The organism is Streptomyces sp. NPDC001530, from assembly GCF_042894545.1.
Taxonomy (GTDB): Bacteria; Actinomycetota; Actinomycetes; order Streptomycetales; family Streptomycetaceae; genus Streptomyces.
In genome coordinates, this window is sequence record NZ_JBIAVS010000032.1 from 77,016 (window position 1) to 94,982 (window position 17,967).

At 67.0% G+C, this 17,967-nt stretch carries 15 protein-coding genes and 5 pseudogenes; 14 read left to right on the top strand and 6 right to left on the bottom strand.

The window, feature by feature from the left end:
• The first annotated feature begins 255 nt into the window (after positions 1-255).
• A complete protein-coding gene (locus tag ACFY0T_RS44150) occupies positions 256-1,050 on the top strand; it encodes an alpha/beta hydrolase (protein WP_388884185.1) in 795 nt (264 codons plus the stop codon).
• A 179-nt stretch (positions 1,051-1,229) separates the two neighbouring features.
• Complete coding sequence (locus ACFY0T_RS44155; RefSeq protein WP_388884186.1) at positions 1,230-1,949, top strand: SDR family oxidoreductase; 720 nt, start codon at positions 1,230-1,232, stop codon at positions 1,947-1,949.
• A 297-nt stretch (positions 1,950-2,246) separates the two neighbouring features.
• Here the strand turns inward: ACFY0T_RS44155 and ACFY0T_RS44160 are convergent, their stop codons facing one another.
• Complete coding sequence (locus ACFY0T_RS44160) at positions 2,247-2,729, bottom strand: winged helix-turn-helix domain-containing protein (protein ID WP_388884187.1); 483 nt, start codon at positions 2,727-2,729, stop codon at positions 2,247-2,249.
• A 1,617-nt stretch (positions 2,730-4,346) separates the two neighbouring features.
• Between ACFY0T_RS44160 and ACFY0T_RS44165 the strand changes: the two genes are divergently transcribed.
• Both ACFY0T_RS44165 and ACFY0T_RS44170 read left to right on the top strand, forming a co-directional pair.
• Complete coding sequence (locus ACFY0T_RS44165) at positions 4,347-5,297, top strand: alpha/beta hydrolase (RefSeq protein ID WP_388884188.1); 951 nt, start codon at positions 4,347-4,349, stop codon at positions 5,295-5,297.
• A 392-nt stretch (positions 5,298-5,689) separates the two neighbouring features.
• Entirely contained in the window at positions 5,690-6,532 is an 843-nt protein-coding gene (locus ACFY0T_RS44170; RefSeq protein WP_388884189.1) for an alpha/beta fold hydrolase, read from the top strand.
• Between the two features lie 612 nt (positions 6,533-7,144).
• On the opposite strand, the gene ACFY0T_RS44175 is transcribed toward ACFY0T_RS44170, so the two are convergent.
• The 3 genes and pseudogenes from ACFY0T_RS44175 to ACFY0T_RS44185 all read right to left on the bottom strand — a co-directional run.
• A complete protein-coding gene (locus tag ACFY0T_RS44175) occupies positions 7,145-7,279 on the bottom strand; it encodes a hypothetical protein (RefSeq protein ID WP_388884202.1) in 135 nt (44 codons plus the stop codon).
• Between the two features lie 475 nt (positions 7,280-7,754).
• A pseudogene (locus ACFY0T_RS44180) lies at positions 7,755-7,925 on the bottom strand (helix-turn-helix domain-containing protein); the annotation flags it as partial.
• A 155-nt stretch (positions 7,926-8,080) separates the two neighbouring features.
• Positions 8,081-8,341, bottom strand: a pseudogene (locus ACFY0T_RS44185) (transposase family protein); the annotation flags it as partial.
• A gap of 115 nt (positions 8,342-8,456) precedes the next feature.
• Here ACFY0T_RS44185 and ACFY0T_RS44190 point away from each other — a divergent pair.
• The 6 genes and pseudogenes from ACFY0T_RS44190 to ACFY0T_RS44215 all read left to right on the top strand — a co-directional run bounded on the left by ACFY0T_RS44190 (position 8,457) and on the right by ACFY0T_RS44215 (position 13,242).
• On the top strand, positions 8,457-8,861 hold the full coding sequence (locus ACFY0T_RS44190) for a hypothetical protein (RefSeq protein ID WP_388884190.1): 405 nt from the start codon (positions 8,457-8,459) through the stop codon (positions 8,859-8,861).
• A gap of 1,073 nt (positions 8,862-9,934) precedes the next feature.
• A complete protein-coding gene (locus tag ACFY0T_RS44195) occupies positions 9,935-10,408 on the top strand; it encodes a carboxymuconolactone decarboxylase family protein (RefSeq protein ID WP_388884191.1) in 474 nt (157 codons plus the stop codon).
• A 464-nt stretch (positions 10,409-10,872) separates the two neighbouring features.
• Positions 10,873-11,049, top strand: coding sequence for a hypothetical protein (locus ACFY0T_RS44200; protein ID WP_388884192.1), 177 nt, complete (start codon positions 10,873-10,875; stop codon positions 11,047-11,049).
• Between the two features lie 23 nt (positions 11,050-11,072).
• The gene (locus tag ACFY0T_RS44205) at positions 11,073-11,180 is read left to right on the top strand and encodes a hypothetical protein (protein WP_388884193.1); all 108 of its coding nucleotides are present in this window, start codon (positions 11,073-11,075) and stop codon (positions 11,178-11,180) included.
• A gap of 63 nt (positions 11,181-11,243) precedes the next feature.
• Positions 11,244-12,186 (top strand): annotated as a pseudogene (locus ACFY0T_RS44210) (IS5 family transposase).
• Between the two features lie 627 nt (positions 12,187-12,813).
• Positions 12,814-13,242, top strand: a complete 429-nt coding sequence (locus ACFY0T_RS44215; protein WP_388884194.1) for an aldehyde dehydrogenase family protein — start codon at positions 12,814-12,816, stop codon at positions 13,240-13,242.
• A gap of 126 nt (positions 13,243-13,368) precedes the next feature.
• Here ACFY0T_RS44215 and ACFY0T_RS44220 read toward each other — a convergent pair.
• Both ACFY0T_RS44220 and ACFY0T_RS44225 read right to left on the bottom strand, forming a co-directional pair.
• Positions 13,369-13,962, bottom strand: a pseudogene (locus tag ACFY0T_RS44220) (DUF5134 domain-containing protein).
• 71 nt (positions 13,963-14,033) lie between these two features.
• The gene (locus ACFY0T_RS44225; RefSeq protein WP_388884199.1) at positions 14,034-14,405 is read right to left on the bottom strand and encodes a cupin domain-containing protein; all 372 of its coding nucleotides are present in this window, start codon (positions 14,403-14,405) and stop codon (positions 14,034-14,036) included.
• A gap of 471 nt (positions 14,406-14,876) precedes the next feature.
• Here ACFY0T_RS44225 and ACFY0T_RS44230 point away from each other — a divergent pair.
• The 4 genes and pseudogenes from ACFY0T_RS44230 to ACFY0T_RS44245 all read left to right on the top strand — a co-directional run.
• Positions 14,877-15,104: pseudogene (locus tag ACFY0T_RS44230) on the top strand (NAD-dependent epimerase/dehydratase family protein); the annotation flags it as partial.
• Between the two features lie 149 nt (positions 15,105-15,253).
• Positions 15,254-15,634: a hypothetical protein gene (locus ACFY0T_RS44235; RefSeq protein WP_388884203.1), complete on the top strand. Its 381-nt coding sequence runs from the start codon at positions 15,254-15,256 to the stop codon at positions 15,632-15,634.
• A gap of 330 nt (positions 15,635-15,964) precedes the next feature.
• Positions 15,965-16,861 (top strand): RNA polymerase sigma-70 factor, encoded by an 897-nt coding sequence (locus ACFY0T_RS44240; RefSeq protein WP_388884200.1) that lies wholly within the window; start codon positions 15,965-15,967, stop codon positions 16,859-16,861.
• Positions 16,862-17,277: 416 nt separating this feature from the next.
• Positions 17,278-17,775, top strand: coding sequence for an Ohr family peroxiredoxin (locus tag ACFY0T_RS44245; protein WP_388884195.1), 498 nt, complete (start codon positions 17,278-17,280; stop codon positions 17,773-17,775).
• The last annotated feature ends 192 nt before the right edge of the window (positions 17,776-17,967 follow it).

Below are 17,967 nucleotides of genomic sequence, written 5' to 3' on the forward strand. Positions count from 1 at the left end.
GGCGAAGCCGACCGCTCAAAGGCGTAGAAGCCAGAGGCGACTTCCTATCTGCTCTGCCTCACGAGGTGTGAGCCGCAGGACGCGAAACTTCCCCTACCTCATCAAGCACCCGGCGTCGCTCCCCTCCTCCGGGCGCGGGCACATCAGCATCCTCTGTGCCACATAGGCAATCTTTTTGCTCTGGTGTCACATTCCCGGACCCCTACCGGTCCTAAGTTCGACCGGCCATCGGTCCACTCGCTAAGGAGCACACTGATGCAACCCGACACCATCGTCCTCGTCCACGGCTTTTGGGTGACGCCGCGGGCCTGGGAGAGCTGGATCGCCCACTACGAGAACAAGGGCTTCCGTGTCATCGCCCCGCCCTACCCCGGCTTCGAGGTGGAGGTCGAGGCCCTCAACGCCGACCCGACCCCCATCGAGACCGTGACCGTCCCCGCCATCATCTCCGCCCTGGAGAAGATCATCACCGAGCTGGACCGGCCGCCGGTCATCATGGGGCACTCGGCCGGCGGCGCGTTCACCCAGATCCTGCTCGACCGCGGCTTCGGCGCCGCCGGAGTGGCGATCAACTCCGCACCCACCGAGGGCGTGGCCGTCGTACCGCTGTCCCAGGTCCGGTCCACCTTTCCGGTGCTGAAGAACCCGGCCAACCGCCACCGCGCCGTCGGTTTCGACTACGACCACTGGCGCTACGCCTTCACCAACACCTTCCCCGCGGACCAGGCCCGCACGACCTACGAGCGCTACCACATCCCCGCACCGGGCAGCATCGTGTGGGGCAGCGCCTTGGCCAACATCCACCCCGGACACACCGACACCTACGTCGACTACCACAACGCCGGCCGGGCGCCCCTGCTCTTCTGCTCCGGCGAGCACGACCACCTCATGCCGCCCAAGGTGCAGCAGTCCAACGCGAAGCACTACAAGGCCGACGGCACCACCACCGAGGTCACGGTGTTCCCCGGCCGGTCCCACCTGATGCCCGCCCAGGACGGCTGGCAGGAGATCGCCGATTACGCCCTCGACTGGGCGCTCGCCCACTCCTGATACGGCAACCAGACCGCAACTTCTGGCACCTGACACTGTGGGGGTCTGTCCGGAGTGGTGGGCACCTCTGAGCCCGGCCCCGGCAGGGGCCGGGTAGGAGGGATCTCTTACGGTGATGAAGGTCCACTCGCCCCCACACACAATCGAGGCGCGGATCAGCGCAGCAAAGGAGCGAACCCATGACCCGCAGGCGAGTACTCATCACGGGCGCGTCCAAAGGCATCGGCCGCGCCCTCGCCGAACAGCTGGCAGGAGAAGGTCATACCCCCGTGGGCATCGCCCGCAGCGCACCGCAGTCCTTTCCCGGCGAGTTCCACGAAGCCGACCTTGCCGACCGTGCGGCCACCGATCAGGTCCTGGGCGAAGTGATGGGCGCGGGACCGGTCGACGCCGTGGTCAACAATGTGGGGATGGTGCGACCCGCGCCCGTCGGGGAGGTCGCTCTGTCCGACCTCGACGCGGTTCTCGACATGAACGTGCGCACCGCGGTCCAGATCGTCCAGGCCGTCTTGCCCGGCATGCTCGAACGGTCCTGGGGCCGCGTGGTGAACGTCACCAGCCTGGTCACCCTGGGGTTGCCCGATCGAACGTCCTACGGGGCGGCCAAGGCCGCCATGGAGTTCGTGACGCGAGGCTGGGCCGGAGAGCTTGCTGCACACGGGATCACCGTCAACGCTGTCGCCCCGGGCCCCACCGAGACCGAGTTGTTCCGGGAGAACAACCCGCCTGGGTCGGCCGGAGCCGCCCGCTACCTGGCGACTGTTCCCATGGGAAGGTTCGGGCGCCCGGACGAGCTCGCCGCCGCGATCGCCTTCCTGCTCTCCGAGAAGGCGGGTTTCATCACCGGCCAGATCCTGCGCGTCGACGGCGGTGCGAGCATCGGCCGCAACAGCGCCTGAGAGCGGCTGACACGATGGGGTGGATCGGCGCCGCAGGCCGTGCCCGTGTGGCGAGTTGAGCGTTGCCGCGACGTGCGGGGGCATCACCGTGGATCATGTCGCATGAGCTGTGGGCGCGGATCGAACCGCTGCTGCCGACGAGGGAGCGCAGGTTCCGCTCCCCGGCCGTAAGCCGCTGTCCGCGCGCCCGTACCACGGGCGTGTGGCCACGCCGGCCCGAGGTGCGGGCGCACGGCGGTGTCATCGAGAACCCGGCCTCGTCTTCGAAGACAACGTAGGCTCCGAGCGCCGCCGCAGTCATTCCACCTGCGGCCACACATCCTTCTTCCACAGTCCCACCGCGCCCTCGTCGCGTTCCACGGCCCGGAGGGCGGGACGCTGCCAGGACCAGCCGTGCCGCTGCAGCAGCCGCCACACCGCCGCCATCGAGCAGTCGATCTGGAACTTGAAGGCGATCAGCGCTCTGATCCGGGCCAGGGTCCAGCGCTGGTCTTCCCAGCCGTGCTCGGCCGGTCCCAGGGCCAGCTCCTTCTCCAGCTCGGCGAACTGGCCGTCGGACAGCTTGGGGAGTTTCGGCGGCCCCGTGGAGGCGAGGGCGTCCATCCCGCCCTCCCGCCAGGCACGACGCCAGCGCTCCACCGACCGCTCACTGACCCGGAGATCCTTCGCGATCACCGCGGTCTTCTCGCCGCAGGCGAACCGCTCGCCCGCCTCGTACCGGATCCGCTCGCGTAACCGCCGCCGCTCTGCCGTCAGTCCGCCGCCCTGCGCGTACCGCATACAACCGGCCTACCGCAGGGATCAGTACACGTCACCCCCGACAACACTCCGACGAGATCAGTAGCCCCACCGCACACCTTCCCCCAACCGCCCAGCAGACCGCGGTTGCCGGCACCGCAACCAACATCTGCCGGGACTAGGCCGGGCACGGGCACTCGCACCCCTCCCAAAACCGGCGCCCCCGCTCGTCTGCCGCAGGGAAACCGTGGCACCTGAGACGCCGACGCAGCCGGGTGGCTGCTCGCGCCCGGCGACGGGATCGGAGAGATCTCCTCGTGCGGGCGTACCGTTAGTGGTACCGGCGCCCGGGCAGCGAGCACCGTCTGCCGAGACAAGGCCGCGACCAGGCAATTGGCCCCCGCGTGGCCCGCCGTTCCGGAACCGGCGGGCCTGCGCCTCGAAAGGCGCCGCCGCGGAGTAAGCGGAACCTACGCCTCCGATAGCCAAAACGGAAGACCCCTGTTCTCCGCAACGGTCGGGCCGCCCACGCGTGGGCGGCCCGGCTGGGGCCTCACCACAGTGCTCCGGGCTCGTACGTCACTGCCTTCCGGAAAGTGGTGGACGACCCCGTGCTCCTATCCGCCACGCCAGGGGCACGCACACGGTCAAGCGCTCCGCACAGACATCTTCCAGAACGGCGGGTGACACGGGGATGGCACGTCGCGTTCCCCGCGTCACCAATCAGAAGTCGGCTACTCGTCGAGGTTCTTGCGACTGGGGCATGGTTGGCCTCATTCTTAACAGCTGATGTGAACTCGCACATCTCGATGATCCAGCGTGCCGAGCCCGAGCCCACGCGGGACGTATCAGGTGATCTATCAGGCGCTGCGCGAGCGGATCGCCGCTGGGGCCCACCTGGATGGGTTGCCGTCCGAAGCCGAGATCGGGCGCGAGTCGGGGTGGCCCGCACCACGGTTCGGCGTGCTCTGCGGGCCCTTGAAGAATCGGGGAGAGGCTCGCACCAAAGTGGCTGCGTAAAGCCGTGGAGCCGGCCGCCACAGCCCATTCCTCCTTCGGACACCGTCGCGTTCCAGCTTCCCACGCGCACCCGTGCTGGTGGCGTGTCCCAGCTGTCCGGCTGTCCGGTTACGCGCCTCAACTGCACAAACGGGCCGGACAGCTCAAAGGACCGCTGTCCGGGCTGTCCGGTCCACAGACGGCTGTAACACCCCCCGGGGCAGCGATTCGCTCGCGCGTGGTCGCGGCACCGGTCGCGGCCAGGGTGTTGCGGGTGTGCCGGAGATCGTGGAAGCGGACGCCACAAAGGGACGGTGCTACCAGACCGCGCCACCAGAGCCAGTTTGAGTGACTGCGCCGGCGACCTCCGGGCTCAAACCCGGCCGGCCCTGGAAGACGCTATCCCAGGTCGAGCTCGCCACAGCCGAGTGGGTCGACTGGTACTGCCACCGCCGCCTCCACGGTGAGACAGGCCGCGTCCCGCCCGTCGAGTACGAGGCCAACCACTACGTCGAATCCCCGAAACCCCCGGTCACAACCACAGTCTGGGATCTCTACCGAACCCGGGGCGGTTCACTTCGGTGCTTGTCACACATTTGGCACGTGCTCTGTCATAAGTGTGAAAGCAGGCAAGAGCCCGCCGACCCAAGGAGTGTAGTGATGACTAAGCCTGTTCTGGAGCCTGCAGCTCAGGAGCTCGCGGACGCGACGGCCACCCCTCCGTTCCTGTACGAACTCGGTCCGGAAGGTGCCCGGAAGGTTTTGGACGACCTGCAGGCGGCGCCGGTAGCGAAGCCGGACGTGACGGAAAAGTGGATCACGGTGCCCGCCGAGGTGGGCGATGTGCAGGTACGAATCGTCAAGCCCATCGGCAGTCAGGGCACGCTGCCAGTCGTCCTCTATGTGCACGGCGGCGGCTGGGTCCTCGGCAACGCCGGCACCCACGACCGTCTGGTGGGTGAGCTGGCCGTCGGGGCGAACGCCGCCGTCGTGTTCGTCGAGTACGACCGCTCGCCGGAGGCCAAGTACCCGGTTGCCATCGAGCAGGCATACGCGACTGCTCAATGGATCACCGCGAAGGGCGCCGAGGAAGGTCTGGACGCCTCCCGCCTGGCTGTTGCCGGCGACTCCGTCGGCGGCAACATGACCGCCGCACTGACCCTCATGGCCAAGCAGCGCGGTGACGTGACCTTCGTGCACCAGTCGCTGTACTACCCCGTCACGGACGCGGCACAGGACACCGACAGCTACCGGGAATTCACAGACGGGCCCTTCCTCACGGCGAAAGGCATGGCCTGGTTCTGGGACTGCTACACCACCGACCCCGCCCAGCGGGCCGAGATCACCGCCTCGCCGCTGCGGGCGAGCCTGGAGGAGCTTCAGGGGCTGCCGCCGGCGCTCGTCATCGTCGACGAGAACGACGTGCTGCGGGACGAGGGTGAGGCCTACGCCCGCAAGCTGACCCAGGCCGGCGTTCCCACCACGAGCATCCGCTACAACGGCATCCTGCACGACTTCATGATGCTCAACCCCCTCCGGCCCACGCAGGCCACAACTGCTGCGATGGAGCAGGCCATTCACACCCTGCGCACCGTCCTCCGCAGCAACTGAGAGTACTGCGCTGCTCAGCCGCAGCGTCTAAAGGACCAGCAGCACTGAATCTGTTCACCACCTCGGCGCTCGTGCGCGTGGACCTTACAGGCGTAGAACAGTGATCATCCGTTTCCGCCACTGTTCATCGACCCCACAGACACGATGAGCACTGTGGGCGAGCCGATCAGCACGGTCGCTCGGCAGCCTGCCAACCCGCGCACGGGACCGTCGGGCCCGATCGATTCACCGAGCCGATCCTCGGCCGTAGCCCGCTCCTGGCAAGCCCCGGACATGTTCCCGCTTGCCGCCCACGGTCTGCCTCTCCATGACTTGCGGCAGCTTCCTGCCGTACTGCGGCCATGTCCATCTGTCCGGACATGACTCAAACCTCTGCCTCGAAAGGGCTCTTCATGTACCGTCATTCGCGCTATCGCCGTGCCCGCACTCCCCTCACCCTCATGGCCACGGCGGCTGTCGCCGCCGGATTTTTCGCTACGGCGGTCGGTCCGGCGAGCGCCGCCAAGACCACTTCCTCAAAGGCCGGCAAGCCGACCGTCGTACTCGTCCACGGCGCGTTCGCCGACTCCTCCAGCTGGAACGGCGTCATCAAGAAGTTGAAGGAGGACGGCTACCCGGTGGTGGCCGCGGCCAACCCTCTGCGGGGTCTGAGCAGCGACGCCGCCTCCGTCAAGGACCTGCTGGCCAGCATCGACGGGCCGGTGGTTCTTGTCGGGCACTCCTACGGCGGAGCGGTGATCAGCAACGCCGCCTACGGCTCCGACAAGGTCAAGGCACTGGTGTACGCCGACGCCTTCCTCCCCGACAAGGGCGAGAACGCCAATGAGCTGGTGAGCAAGTTCGAGGGCAGCGTCATCGGCGAGGTTCTGCGTCCCGTCCCGATCACCAACCCCGACGGCTCCAAGGACTTCGACTTCTACATCGACCAGTCCAAGTTCCGCCAGGCGTTCGGTGCCGATGTCCCCGCGAATACCGCTGGCCTGATGGCGGTCACCCAGCGTCCCGGGACCGGCACTGCCCTTAACGAACCTTCTGGTGAGCCTGCCTGGAAGACCATCCCTTCCTGGGCCCTGGTCGGCTCCAATGACCAGATCATCCCCCGGGAACTTCAGGTCTACATGGCCAAGCGCGCCAATGCCCACATCGAGGAGATCCAGTCCTCCCACGCTGTGAGCGTGTCCCACCCGGAGGCCGTCACCCACATCATCGAACAGGCGGCGCGGACGGTCCGCTGACCGGCTGCGCAAGCGCCAGGTCACCACCGAGCCCGAGCCGTCCGCCACACCGGTGCCGGAGCTGTTCCAGCGCGACTTCACATCGAAGTACCGCAACCGCATCAACCGGTCCCCGTTCGGTGGCGTTCCTCCAAGACCGTGCAGTGACCGGAATGGCCGTCGCTGACCGATCCGGCTAGAGCTACGGATCAGAAAGCGTCTGACATCCACGGCTGACATCAACGAAGCCGGACAGGGGCGTACACCAGTGACTCTGTCCGGCCGTCGCACCAGTCGACGGCAGCAGCCGGAGCAGACCCGGATCGAACTCCTAAGGCGAGTGTCGGCGCGTGCCACATCGTGCGGCTGTTGCTGGATTCCTCAAACGGTGTACACATATCGGCGCCGTAGTAGGCGAGTTGATGGTGTGGGTCTGTCCCAGATCCAGGGGTTGGCATGGGAGTTGAGCTGGTTGATCGCCAGGGCCGTGGCCTGGTCGATGTCGTCGCGGTTGGCGAATGACTGGCCGGCGAGGGCGGCTTTTCGGAAGATGCGCCACCAGCCTTCCTGCAGGTTGAGCCAGCACGCGCCGACGGGGATGAAGGCGTGGTGGATGCGGGGATGGTCTTCGAGTCAGGTCCGGGTGGACAGGCTGTTGTGGCTGGACAGGTTGTCGGTGACGATCCAGATTTCCCCGTGCGGGTTGGCGTCTTCGAGCAGTTGCAGGAACTGCTGGTAGAAGACGCTGTTGCGAGAGGATGCCGTCATCGTGACTGCCTGACCGTCGGCTGGTCACAGACCGCCGTAGACCCAGGTTTTCCGGTCCGCGGCTGTAGTCGAGTTCCGCTTTGATCCGGTGCCCGTCCGGTGACCAGGCGGGTGCGGGCGGGAAGGTTCGCGGGATCACTGGCCCCAGCTCGTCGGCGCAGATCACCGTCGCCCCTGCGGGCGGGTGGGTGCAGAGGCCGATGATCCGTGTCCTTTTGGGATGAAGTCCGGGTCCTTCGATCGCGTCCAGGACCGGGTGCGGCGCCAGCGCATGCCTTCGGCGAGGAGGATACGGCGGACCTGTGAGCGCCCCACCTCGATCCCTTCGGCCCGCGCTGCCGCGGCCGGGGAATCCAGCGTCCACTCGGGCGGCCCGGCCTCGTCGAAGGCCCACAGCTCCCCGACGGGCTTCCCCCCTCAGCAGCCCCGGCGGCACGGTCTTGACCAGGGAGATGATCCTCGACCGTTCCTCCTCGGTGATCCGTCGCTTGCGGCCCTGCCCGCCCAGATCCTCCAGCCCTTGCAAGCCGAAGCGGTTGAAGCGGTGCAGCCAGCACCGGACCGTTTTCCGGCTGCAGCCCAGCTCGACGGCGATCGCCGGCACCCGCAGCCCCGCCCAGCTCAGCTCGATCATCCGGGCCCGCATCACTGCATCGCGCGGAGCCTTCCATGCCCGCGACAACCGGCGAACGACGGTCCGTTCGTCCTCGTCACGCCCCGGTCGTGTCCAGCACCCGCCCCCCGAGCACCATCAACTACCCCGCCACCAGGACATATACCCAACGAAAAGGAATCCAGCAGTAGTTGGTCGATGATGCGGTTGGCCGCGGATTTCGAGATCCCGAACAGCGGGGCCAGCTGGCGCAGCGTCAGGTTCGTCCGCCAGTACGCGGCAACCAGCAGTACCCGCTCCTCCAGCGACAGGCTCCACGGCCGGCCCCGCCGCACCTCATCGACACCTTCGCGGCGCAGCGCGGTCACCAGCTTGGTGAAACAGCGCGGGCTCACCCCGGTGAACGGGGCTATCCAAGAGGGCTCCGACGCCGTGATCACACCAGCCACACCAAGATCATCTCACTTGTGGCCAGCGCCCGTTGTAGCATCACGCGCCGCAAGGACGGGGCGACTGATGGCCGGCCGCCCCTATGGCGCACCATTCCCGGCGGAAGGTAAATGCGTGGAGACAACGGAGCGGCGCTCCCCCGTGGGAAAGAAAGCCGAGTACAGCGCGGCCGCCTGGCTGATCGGGTGGGTGCTCTTTCTGGGGTCCGCGTACGTGGCCTCGTTAGTGTTGATCAGTACCTGGGCGAACTGCGACATTGGCACCAACGGCTCCTACCAGCTCGTTGCATGGGTGGTGGCGTCGACCGGCGTGGCGACCGTGTCCACCGTGCTGTGGGCGGTGATGCGCAAGATGACGGGTCGCCGAGGCCTCTTGCTGCCGCTGGTGTTGACGATCCTTGCCAGTGCGATGCTGCTCTGGCCGGAGCTGGCAGTGTGGTACGTGTCGCCCGGCCACCCGGACAGCATGTGCGAACCGGGCGGCACGCCCGTGGGGTGGCCCAGTTGGCTGCCTTTGTGAGGCGGCCACAATTAGAGTGGCAAGAAGTCGGCTAACGGGGCTATCGGGTACGGCGCCGACGACGTGATCACACCCGTCACGGCAAGTCCATCTCACCTGTGACCAGGAGTTACGGGACGGCCCTTAGCCGAAGCAACCCTGGAGTTCCGCGAGGACTGGACAGCAACTCTGGTCCCCCTGCCGCGAGGCCTGGATGCGCTGCACATCATCATCGACCGTCTATAGGCGGCCGAGGGCATACGCGTAGCGGTCCCCGACCCACCCGCGCCGCCAGGCCGACTGGTCGTGACACTCAATGTCAAGCGGGGTGCCCCGGTGGCCGGCTCGGAGTAGCCCGAGGGGGCGAAGCAACTGCTCGAGTTGGCAACGTCGGCGGCGCAGCGGCACATGCATACGCGCTTGCGTCGTCAAGCAGCGGGTCGTGCCCAACGCGTGGCGGAGCGACAGCGGCAGGCTGCCCAGCAACTACAGAGCCCGCGACCTCCCGATGACCGAGCAAGGTCGGTCAGATAGTGGGTTTCAGGAACCTCAAGGTTCTGGTGCCCTAACGATGATCCTCTCGGACGCCCTTGGTCTCGCGGGCCGTTAAACCCTTTGTGCTCCAGGTCCAGGAAACGGAGCCTGGGTATCCCGATGGCGGTGGACTGACGGCCGAGGAGCGGGCTCGGCGCGAGCAAGTCCGGCTCGCAGCCGCTGATCCAATCGAGGGTCGGGGATGGTAGGTGACGTCGGTTACTGGAGCTTGTTGCGGCCATTCGTGGTTGTTTCGGCGGTCGCCTCATCGACCGGGCGCCACCTCCAAGTCCGGCGAGGGGCTGGGAGACCGGCCGGCGCACGGCGAACGGCGCTACTCGCGGCGGTGGGATGTGTGTACTGACGATCTGCCGCGACGAGCAACACCATGTAGACACAGCCTCCGCCTGTTTCTTCGTCCTCGACCAGGTCGGATTTTGCCTTCCAACAGGCGGCCGATGACGCGACGGATGAGACGCGCATCACACCCGGCTTCCTGTCACACTTCGCCAGCCATCCCGGTCAGTGATGTGTATCCGCAACACTGCTAGGAGATCATCGTGGAATCGCGTCTCAACTACTTCGGCAGCCCCCTCGCCGGCAAGGTGCTGAAGCACATCAACTCGGCCGGCAAGGTGGTTTCGGAATCAACGCTGCCGGCCGCGATACAGGAACTGGTGAAGATTCGCGCAAGCCAGATCAACGGCTGCGGCTTCTGCACTGACATGCACACCAAGGACGCCGCCCTGGCGGGAGAAACCCAGCAACGCCTCAACCTGATCGCGGTCTGGCGTGAGGCCACGGTCTTCACCGAAGACGAGCGCGCTGCACTGGAACTGACCGAGCAGGGCACGCGCATCGCCGACGCAGCCGGTGGTGTCACTGATGCGGTCTGGGCGAACGCTGCCAAGCACTTCGACGAGGACCAGCTCGTCGCCCTGATTTCCCTCATCGCCGTCATCAACGCCTACAACCGCATCAACGTCATCAACCAGCAGCCTGCCGGGGACTACCAGCCTGGCCAGTTCGGCTGACCGGCACCTGCCCCGGCCGGACACGTACGGTCCGTCTCCACGCCACCCCGACCTACGGCGGGAGACGGACTACCGGCGTCAACCGGTCCCAATGAACAATGACTTGGCCGCCTCTCAGCCCAGAATCGCCATTGGTCGGCTCGGGCAGGCCGTACACACACCATCTCTGATCGATCTGCTCATGCCGCGGCCCAGTCGCCGCGTGCACTCGGCCATCGCCGTCCCACCGTTCTCAACGGGCTCCTCATCGCCATTGTGACTGCTCTCTTGCTGCAGACACTCGGCTCCTTCGAGTCGCCGACTGCGATGGTTCGGGTCCGTCCCGGCCGGTCTGCAGACTCGGCAGCACAGCCCGTCTCGCCGCCTACGCTCCCGCCTGACACCCCGGCGCCGCCTGCCTGTTCAGCGAGCTGCACGGCAGTGCCGGCAGTGCATCCAACGCCCGGGTTCCCGAGCCAGGGGCCTTGGCCGAGTCGGGGGCACGCGTCCTCGGCGTGGGGCGCCGGGAGAAAGCCCTGGAGGAGACGGCTCGCGCGCACTCCAACATCGCGATCCTGCCGCTCAACACCTGCGAGGAGGGCGCCGCGGACACGGTCGTTGCCACCGCCGTGAGCGGTGGGGCAGGCTCGACGTACTCGTGAACAACGCCGGCACCACTGCCGTGATGCCTCTGGCTGAGACGGACCGAGCAGTGATCACCAGCCTGTTCGACCTCAATGTGACGGCCCCGAGCATGCTCGCCCATACGGCCCTGCCGCACCTCCGCGACTAGGGCTTTTCTGATGGCTCTTGGTGTGCTGGGTGGATCAGCGTTGGGTCTGGGGAGACGCGCCTCATGGTGCGGCGACATGAGTTGACCGATGCGCAGTGGCGGAAGATCGAGCCCTTACTGCCCGCCGGTGGCAGGCCCGGCGGGCAGTGGGCGGATCACCGCAAAGTAATCAACGGGGTGCTGTTCCGGGCCCGGACCGGCGTGCCGTGGCCGGACCTGCCCGAGCGGTACGGTCCGTGGCAGACCGTCTACGAGCGGCATCGCCGCTGGTCGGCTGACGGCACCTGGAAGACCATCCTCGAAGAGCTGCAGATCGAGGCCGATGCCGGCGGTCCGGACGGCGCGCGGGCCCGGGACGCTGAGCCCACGGAGTGGGTGGTGAACATCGACTCGACGTCCTGCCGGGCACATCAGCACGCGGCCGGCGCACCGCGCCGCTCCCCGGCCGACTACCCGCAAAGGGGCGCGGGGCGCGTGAGGAGGCCGATGGGCGCGAGGCGTTGGGGCGTTCACGGGGCGGGCTGACCAGCAAGGTTCATCTGCTGTCCGACGACCGGGCTCGCCCGCTGACCTGGCAGACCTCGCCCGGCCAGCGCGGCGACAGCCCGATGTTCGTCCCCGTGCTGGCCGGCTTACGCATCCGGCGGCGCGGCCCAGGCCGGCCGCGGAGCCGACGGACCGCGTGCGCGGCGACAAGGCGTATTCCAGCCGCGACAATCGTGCCTACCTACGGCGGCGCGGGATCAAGGCCACCATCGCGCAGCCGGATAACCAGCAGGCCCACCGCAAGCGCCGGGGGCGGGCCGGAGGCCGGCCCCCGGCCTTCGACAAGGCCCAGTACCGTCGCCGCAGCGCGGTCGAGCGGTGCGTGAACAAGTGGAAGCAGTTCCGCGCGGTGGCCAGCCGGTACGACAAGCGCGACTACATCTTCAACGGGACCCTGACCGTCACAGCGATCGTCATCTGGCTCCGCGACGCCGTCCAAGAGCCATCAGAAGCCGCCTAGTCGGGTTCCATCGTCAACGTCTCGAGCGCCTACGGTCACTGCCGCCTGGCTGCGCGGCCGCGGCGGTCCAGGGCTGCCGTCCGGATGGAGCCAGGGAAGACCCCGGATGCTTGAGGTGATGCAGCCCAACACATCGACAGCCCAGGGCAACTGGGCGAATGGGCGGTCGACCGCCGGCAGGCTGAGCACTTTGAGGGGCTTTAGCAGCTGGCTCATGCCACGGACGACGAGCGCGCCAAGTTCTTCGACCAGCACGACTCGTACTTTGTGGAGTAACCGGCAGGTGCTCTCCCGCGCCTCGCAGCCGTCCGCGGTCCGCCTCGGGGCACATGAGGTTCATCTCGGGCCGGCCGCAGCATCGCAGCGACATCGTGACGGCGATCCGCCGTGTTGTGGTGAGCACACAGAGCCGGGTTGAGGAGATCCCAGCAACCATCACAGCTGAGTAGGCACACCGACCTCCTTTGCCCGGCAGGCGCACCAGGGTCCCGGTTCGACGGCTGCCATCACGGCGGCAGAGGAATCCTCCCGGGGCCTCGAGCGCATGCTCGTACCGGCCGGAGTCCCACGACCGGGTGGGGCGGCTGCTGTGTGAGGCTGCGGCCCAGACGGTGGGCGATCCCGCCGATGAGGACACTGCGAACGACCGCTGGCCTCCGAGTTACAGCGCCGACGCGTGACCACGTACATCGAGAAGGGCATCGCCGACGGCGCCGCGTTGGTGGTCGGCGGGCAGGGCAGCCCGAAGGCCTGGAGACCGGCGCCTGCGTCAGGCCCATCATCTTCGCCACCGTCGATCCGGACTCGGTCATCGCCCAGAAAGAGATCTTCGGGCCGGTCCTGGTCGTCATTCCGTACGACGACGATCACGCCGTAGCCATCGCCAACATCACCGTCCACGGTCTCCACGCCGCAATCGCCGGCGAGCACGAACATGCCCTGGCGATCGCCCGGCGGCTCAGAGCCGGTCAGGTTGACATCGATGGCGGGCAGTTCTACTTCCTGACCCCCTTCGGGTCTGCTGCCGCCCTTCACCGCCGCCCCTCGAGGTGGTAGCTGGGGCCCCTGGCCCGCTCCTGTCAGCAGCGCGATCCGTCCGCGCTGCCTCGTGATGGTGGGGACCAAGCCTCATGCGGGTTCGCACCGCTCGCCGGTTCAGGAGACCCCGTGTTGGGAGGACTGTCATTGATGTATGAGGAGCATTGCGATCGTTCCAAGGTGCATCGCACCCTCCCAGAAGTGGCCGTAGAGCTCTTTGACGGCAGGGGTGTGCGGGCTGCCGTTGTTCCGTCGCAGCCCCGGCATGTCGCGCGTGAGCGACCGGAGGGCGCAGACGAGGAGATACAGCACCAGTATCCCCGTGCCTGCGTCGTGGGTTCCTGGGTCCCCCATCGAGTGACCGGCATGGACCGCCAGAGTCTCGTGTCCCGAACCTGCCATCGGGCCTGCCATCCAGGCCATCGCGGCCATGCCGGCCCCGGAAGGCAAACTCCGTGCCGCCGCGGGCAGTCGCGCCCCGCGCCGCCGGCTGAGCGCGGACAAGGGGAACTACATTGCTGCGGCCGCGAAGGAGACTGCTTGCGCCCTCGCGGGCACCTGATCGCCCCAGCTCCACGGCATGGCAGACATGGCCACTGCCATGACCGCGTGGAGGAGACCGTCGACCCGCGTGCGCCACCCGGAGCTCCGTGGCAGGACACGGTGTCGCAGCTCATGGATGTCTGCGGCCGCGAACAGCACTGTCAGCATGGAGCACACGACGTCAATGGCGCTCATGCTTCTCGTGCCCTCCCACGGAGCGGGTCCGCTTCGGTCGGAGCCGACCTGCCTGAACAGGAAGGCGCAGGTCAGGTCACGGGGCGCGGAGCACGCAGATGGGCCCGCTGTGCCAGTTCCTCCTCGTCGACCAGCGTGAGCATCGGCTGGCCGGGCGCACACAGCATGGACACGACGAACCGGCACGGCGCGTCCGTTCGGGCGTTGCCGTCCTGGTAATGGATCACGTCACCGCCCGGCTCCCAGAACGTCTCACCGGCCTTGACCACGCGTTCCGGCTCTCCCTCCAGCTCAAAGCGCACCTCGCCCTCGATCACGTAGCCGAACGCCGGCCCCGAGTGGCGGTGCGGAGGAGTGCCGGGGTCGCCAGGCTGCCACTCGACCAGGATGGTCATCGCCGAGGCGCCCTCGGGGACGCTGAGCGGCTCGGTGTCCTGCAGCATCCTCGCCGCGGTCTTCCACGCCTCGGAACGCGGATTCTCGTTGGTCCCGCCCACTGAGTCCTTGCTTGACACTGTGTTGCACCTCCGTAGTTGTCGCCCTGCAGAGACAGATGACCGTTTGCCGCCGCGTGGTGACGTTGGTGTACCAACATCACTCGCTCGGCGGCAGCGGCGTCCGTGCATTCCAGGCGGCTCACACGGCTGCCTCGCAGTGAAGACCGAGAACACCGTGCTTCTGTGACAGTTGTCGCTGCTTCAGAGCGCCGCTAGATGCGCAACCGGGGTACTCCGTGCACGGGTGACCACCGCGCAGCCACGCAGGCCGCAGTGTTCAGCGGAGTGCGTCGTGACACTCCTCAGCTCAGTGTCACAACAGCGGTGCGAGTTCTGTCGAATGTAGTGCACGTGGCGGACTTCGCTGTCACCCCGGCACAGACGGGGTCGCTGATCCCACGATGGGAAGGGACCCAGATGAGAGTCGTTGTCGCAGGGGCCACCGGGCTGATCGGCTCCAGTACGGTTGCCAGGCTCCGGGATCACGGTGTGGAGGTCGTGCCCGTTTCACGCCGTGATGGTGTTGACGTCATCACTGGTCGTGGCCTTCAAGAGGCATCGCGCGGCGCTGAGGTAGTGGTGGACGCAACCAACACACCGTCACATACGGACCAGGCGAGTCTGGAGTTCTTCCTCACCGCTACGACCAACCTCCTGGCCACCGCAGCCACGACCGGTGTCGAGCACCACGTGGTCCTCTCAGCTGTGGGAGCCGAACGGCCACGGTCTGGCTACTTCCGCGCGAGGCTGCTGCAGGAGGAGAAAGTCCGCACTCACCGATCCCCCACTCGATCGTGCGGGCCACTCCGTTCTTCGAATCCGTCGAAGTCATGGCGACCAAGAACACCTACTACGACCGCGTACACGTCGCGCCGGTCCTCATCCGTCCCGTGTCGACGGATGATGTCGCCGCAGCAGTCGCGCACGTCGCCGTAGGGCTTCCGATGTTCGCCACCCTCGAGGTCGCCGGCCCGGAAGAGCGTCATCTCGACGACCTCACAGCAGAGGTGCTGACTGCCCGGCGTGACAAACGGGTTGTCGTCACCGATGTGCACGCTCGGTACTTCGGTGCCGAGATGGGGAAACGAACGCTTCTCCCCCGAGCACACGCCCACATCGGCCACACGACGTTCACCGAGTGGCTCACGCAGCCGGTCGTCCACACGAAGGGGTGACGGTATCCGATTGCATCAACACTCTTCGCGTCCACGTAACCCTGGACTCCACCCCCAGATGCCAAGCTTCAGCCATCGACCTCGTGCCGGTGACAACAGTTTCAGCTGCATAAGGCATTGGCGCGGTTACCCACCCTCAATTAACTTGTTGCCGCCTCCGGGTCGTAACAACAGACAGGAGAGGCACTGGATCTATGACATGACTGTTTTCCCAGCCGGATTCCTGTGCGCTCGTCCCCTTCGGAGGCAGGGGCGGGACAACCCGCCCATAACGGCGCGCGTCCAACTGTGACGGCTTGTAGCATGGTGATCCAGAACTGGAGGACATCTATGGGCGCCGGGGACGACACAGACTCCCTTGACCAGGCAACGAGGGATTTCATCGCAGCGCGTCCCCAACTCTTCGGCATCGCGTACCGCGTGCTCGGTAGTGCTGTGGAAGCCGAGGACATCGTCCAGGAGACGTGGCTGCGGTGGCAGAACACCAACCGCGCCGACATCCAGAAGCCGGCAGCGTTCCTGGCTACGGTCACCGCCCGTCTGGCGATCAACTTCGCCCAGTCCGCCAGGATGCGGCGTGAGTCGTACGTCGGGCCCTGGCTTCCCGAGCCAGTCGACACAAGCACGGATCCGCAGGTGGGCGCGGAACGGGCAGAGGCACTCGACCTGGCGGTTCTCTTCCTCCTGGAGAAGCTGAACCCCGTGGAACGGGCTGCTTACGTTCTCAGGGAAGCCTTCGACTACCCCTACAAGCAGATCGCGGACATCCTGGAGACGAGCGAAGCCAATACGCGCCAGTTGGTGAGCCGCGCCCGGAAGCACCTGTCAGCTGAACGCAGGGAGCCGGTCAGCTCTGACGCTCACCGGCGGCTGCTGGAAGTGTTCCTCGCCGCGGCGCAGACCGGCAATCTGTCGGTGCTCGAGGATGTGCTCACTGCGGACGTGATCAGCTACTCCGACGGCGGAGGAGTGCGCGGGGCATCCAGGATTCCGGTCGTGGGGCGTCCGCACGTCTCCAAGTACCTTGCCGCCTTCGCCCCACGCTTCTGGCCTCAGGCAGACGTTCGCTGGGTCGAGGCCAACGGCAGGCCGGCCGTCCTTGTCTCAGCCGATGGAAACGCGGTGGCTTTGCTGTCTGTCGATGTGTCGGCACGAGGCATCGAACGCATCATGTGGGTAATGAATCCGGCCAAACTGGCTCCATACGTGGCTTCGCTGAACAACTGAGGCAGTCTTCGGACGGCCCTGCGCCCGGGTGCCCCGCAGCGGGCTGGCACACGGTCAGAATGTCCTGGGCTTTTCGCGCCTTCAGCATCGTCACCCAACGCAAGGAGACGTCGCCTTCCGTACCGGCCCCGCCCGCTTGACGAGGGCGAGGCGCGGGGCAAGCGGGCTGCGTGCCGGCGGCCGTCACAAGAAAGGCGGCTTGTCGGTCAACTAGCTGTCCAGATCCCGGGACTCCCATGACATGAAGGTGCATAAAATATGGCATTTGGCACTGTTGATTCGGTGGGCTCTGCCCATAGCCAGGCGTCTCGCATTGCGTGTCGGCGTGAGATGCCGATGCCGACGCACACCGGCCTGCCCGCATTGATGCCGGCTCCGCGCCCGGCCGTGTCCTGCAACGTTGACGGAGTCATGCGGTGACCGAGCGGATCCAGTTGCCCAATCTGTCGACCGACAATGACTTCGGCGGGGAGTTCTTCGCCCCCATCTACACCACGACGGTGACGGTGAGCGGCGGGATAGCGAGTCACGGTCGGGCCTCGGGAAGGGCACGCTCGGCCGACGGAGTCTTGGATCTTGACCTGCGCATGCCTGCCGAACTGGGAGGAGACGGCCGGGGGACGAATCCCGAGCAGTTGTTCGCCGCCAGCTTCGCCGCCTGCTTCCACGGAGCACTGAGCCTGGTGGCACGGCAGGCGGCGCTCGATCCCGCCGCGATCTCCGTGGAGGCGACGGTGGCGTTTGGACGGGACCCGGGAGACGGCGGCTACTTGTTGCGCGTCGACCTGGTGGTCAAGTGGCCGGACGTCGTTCCTGAGATCGCCGCTCCGCTCCTGGAGAAGGCCGATTCGCTGTGCCCTTACGCGAGGATGGTCTGGCAGGGAACGCCGACGACCATCACGCTGGCTTCCTAGTCGGGCATGTCCGCGATCGCCCGATGCCGATGAACACGCGGCCCCGTCCGGCCACGGACATCGGCTGCCTGTTCAGCTGTATGCCGTTCAGGCTGGCCTCTGTAGCCGTCGTGGGGGGGGGGGGGGGGCCCCCCCCGGGGGGGGGGGGGCGCCCCCCCGCCCCCCCCCCCGCCGGAGGGCCCCCGCGGGAAG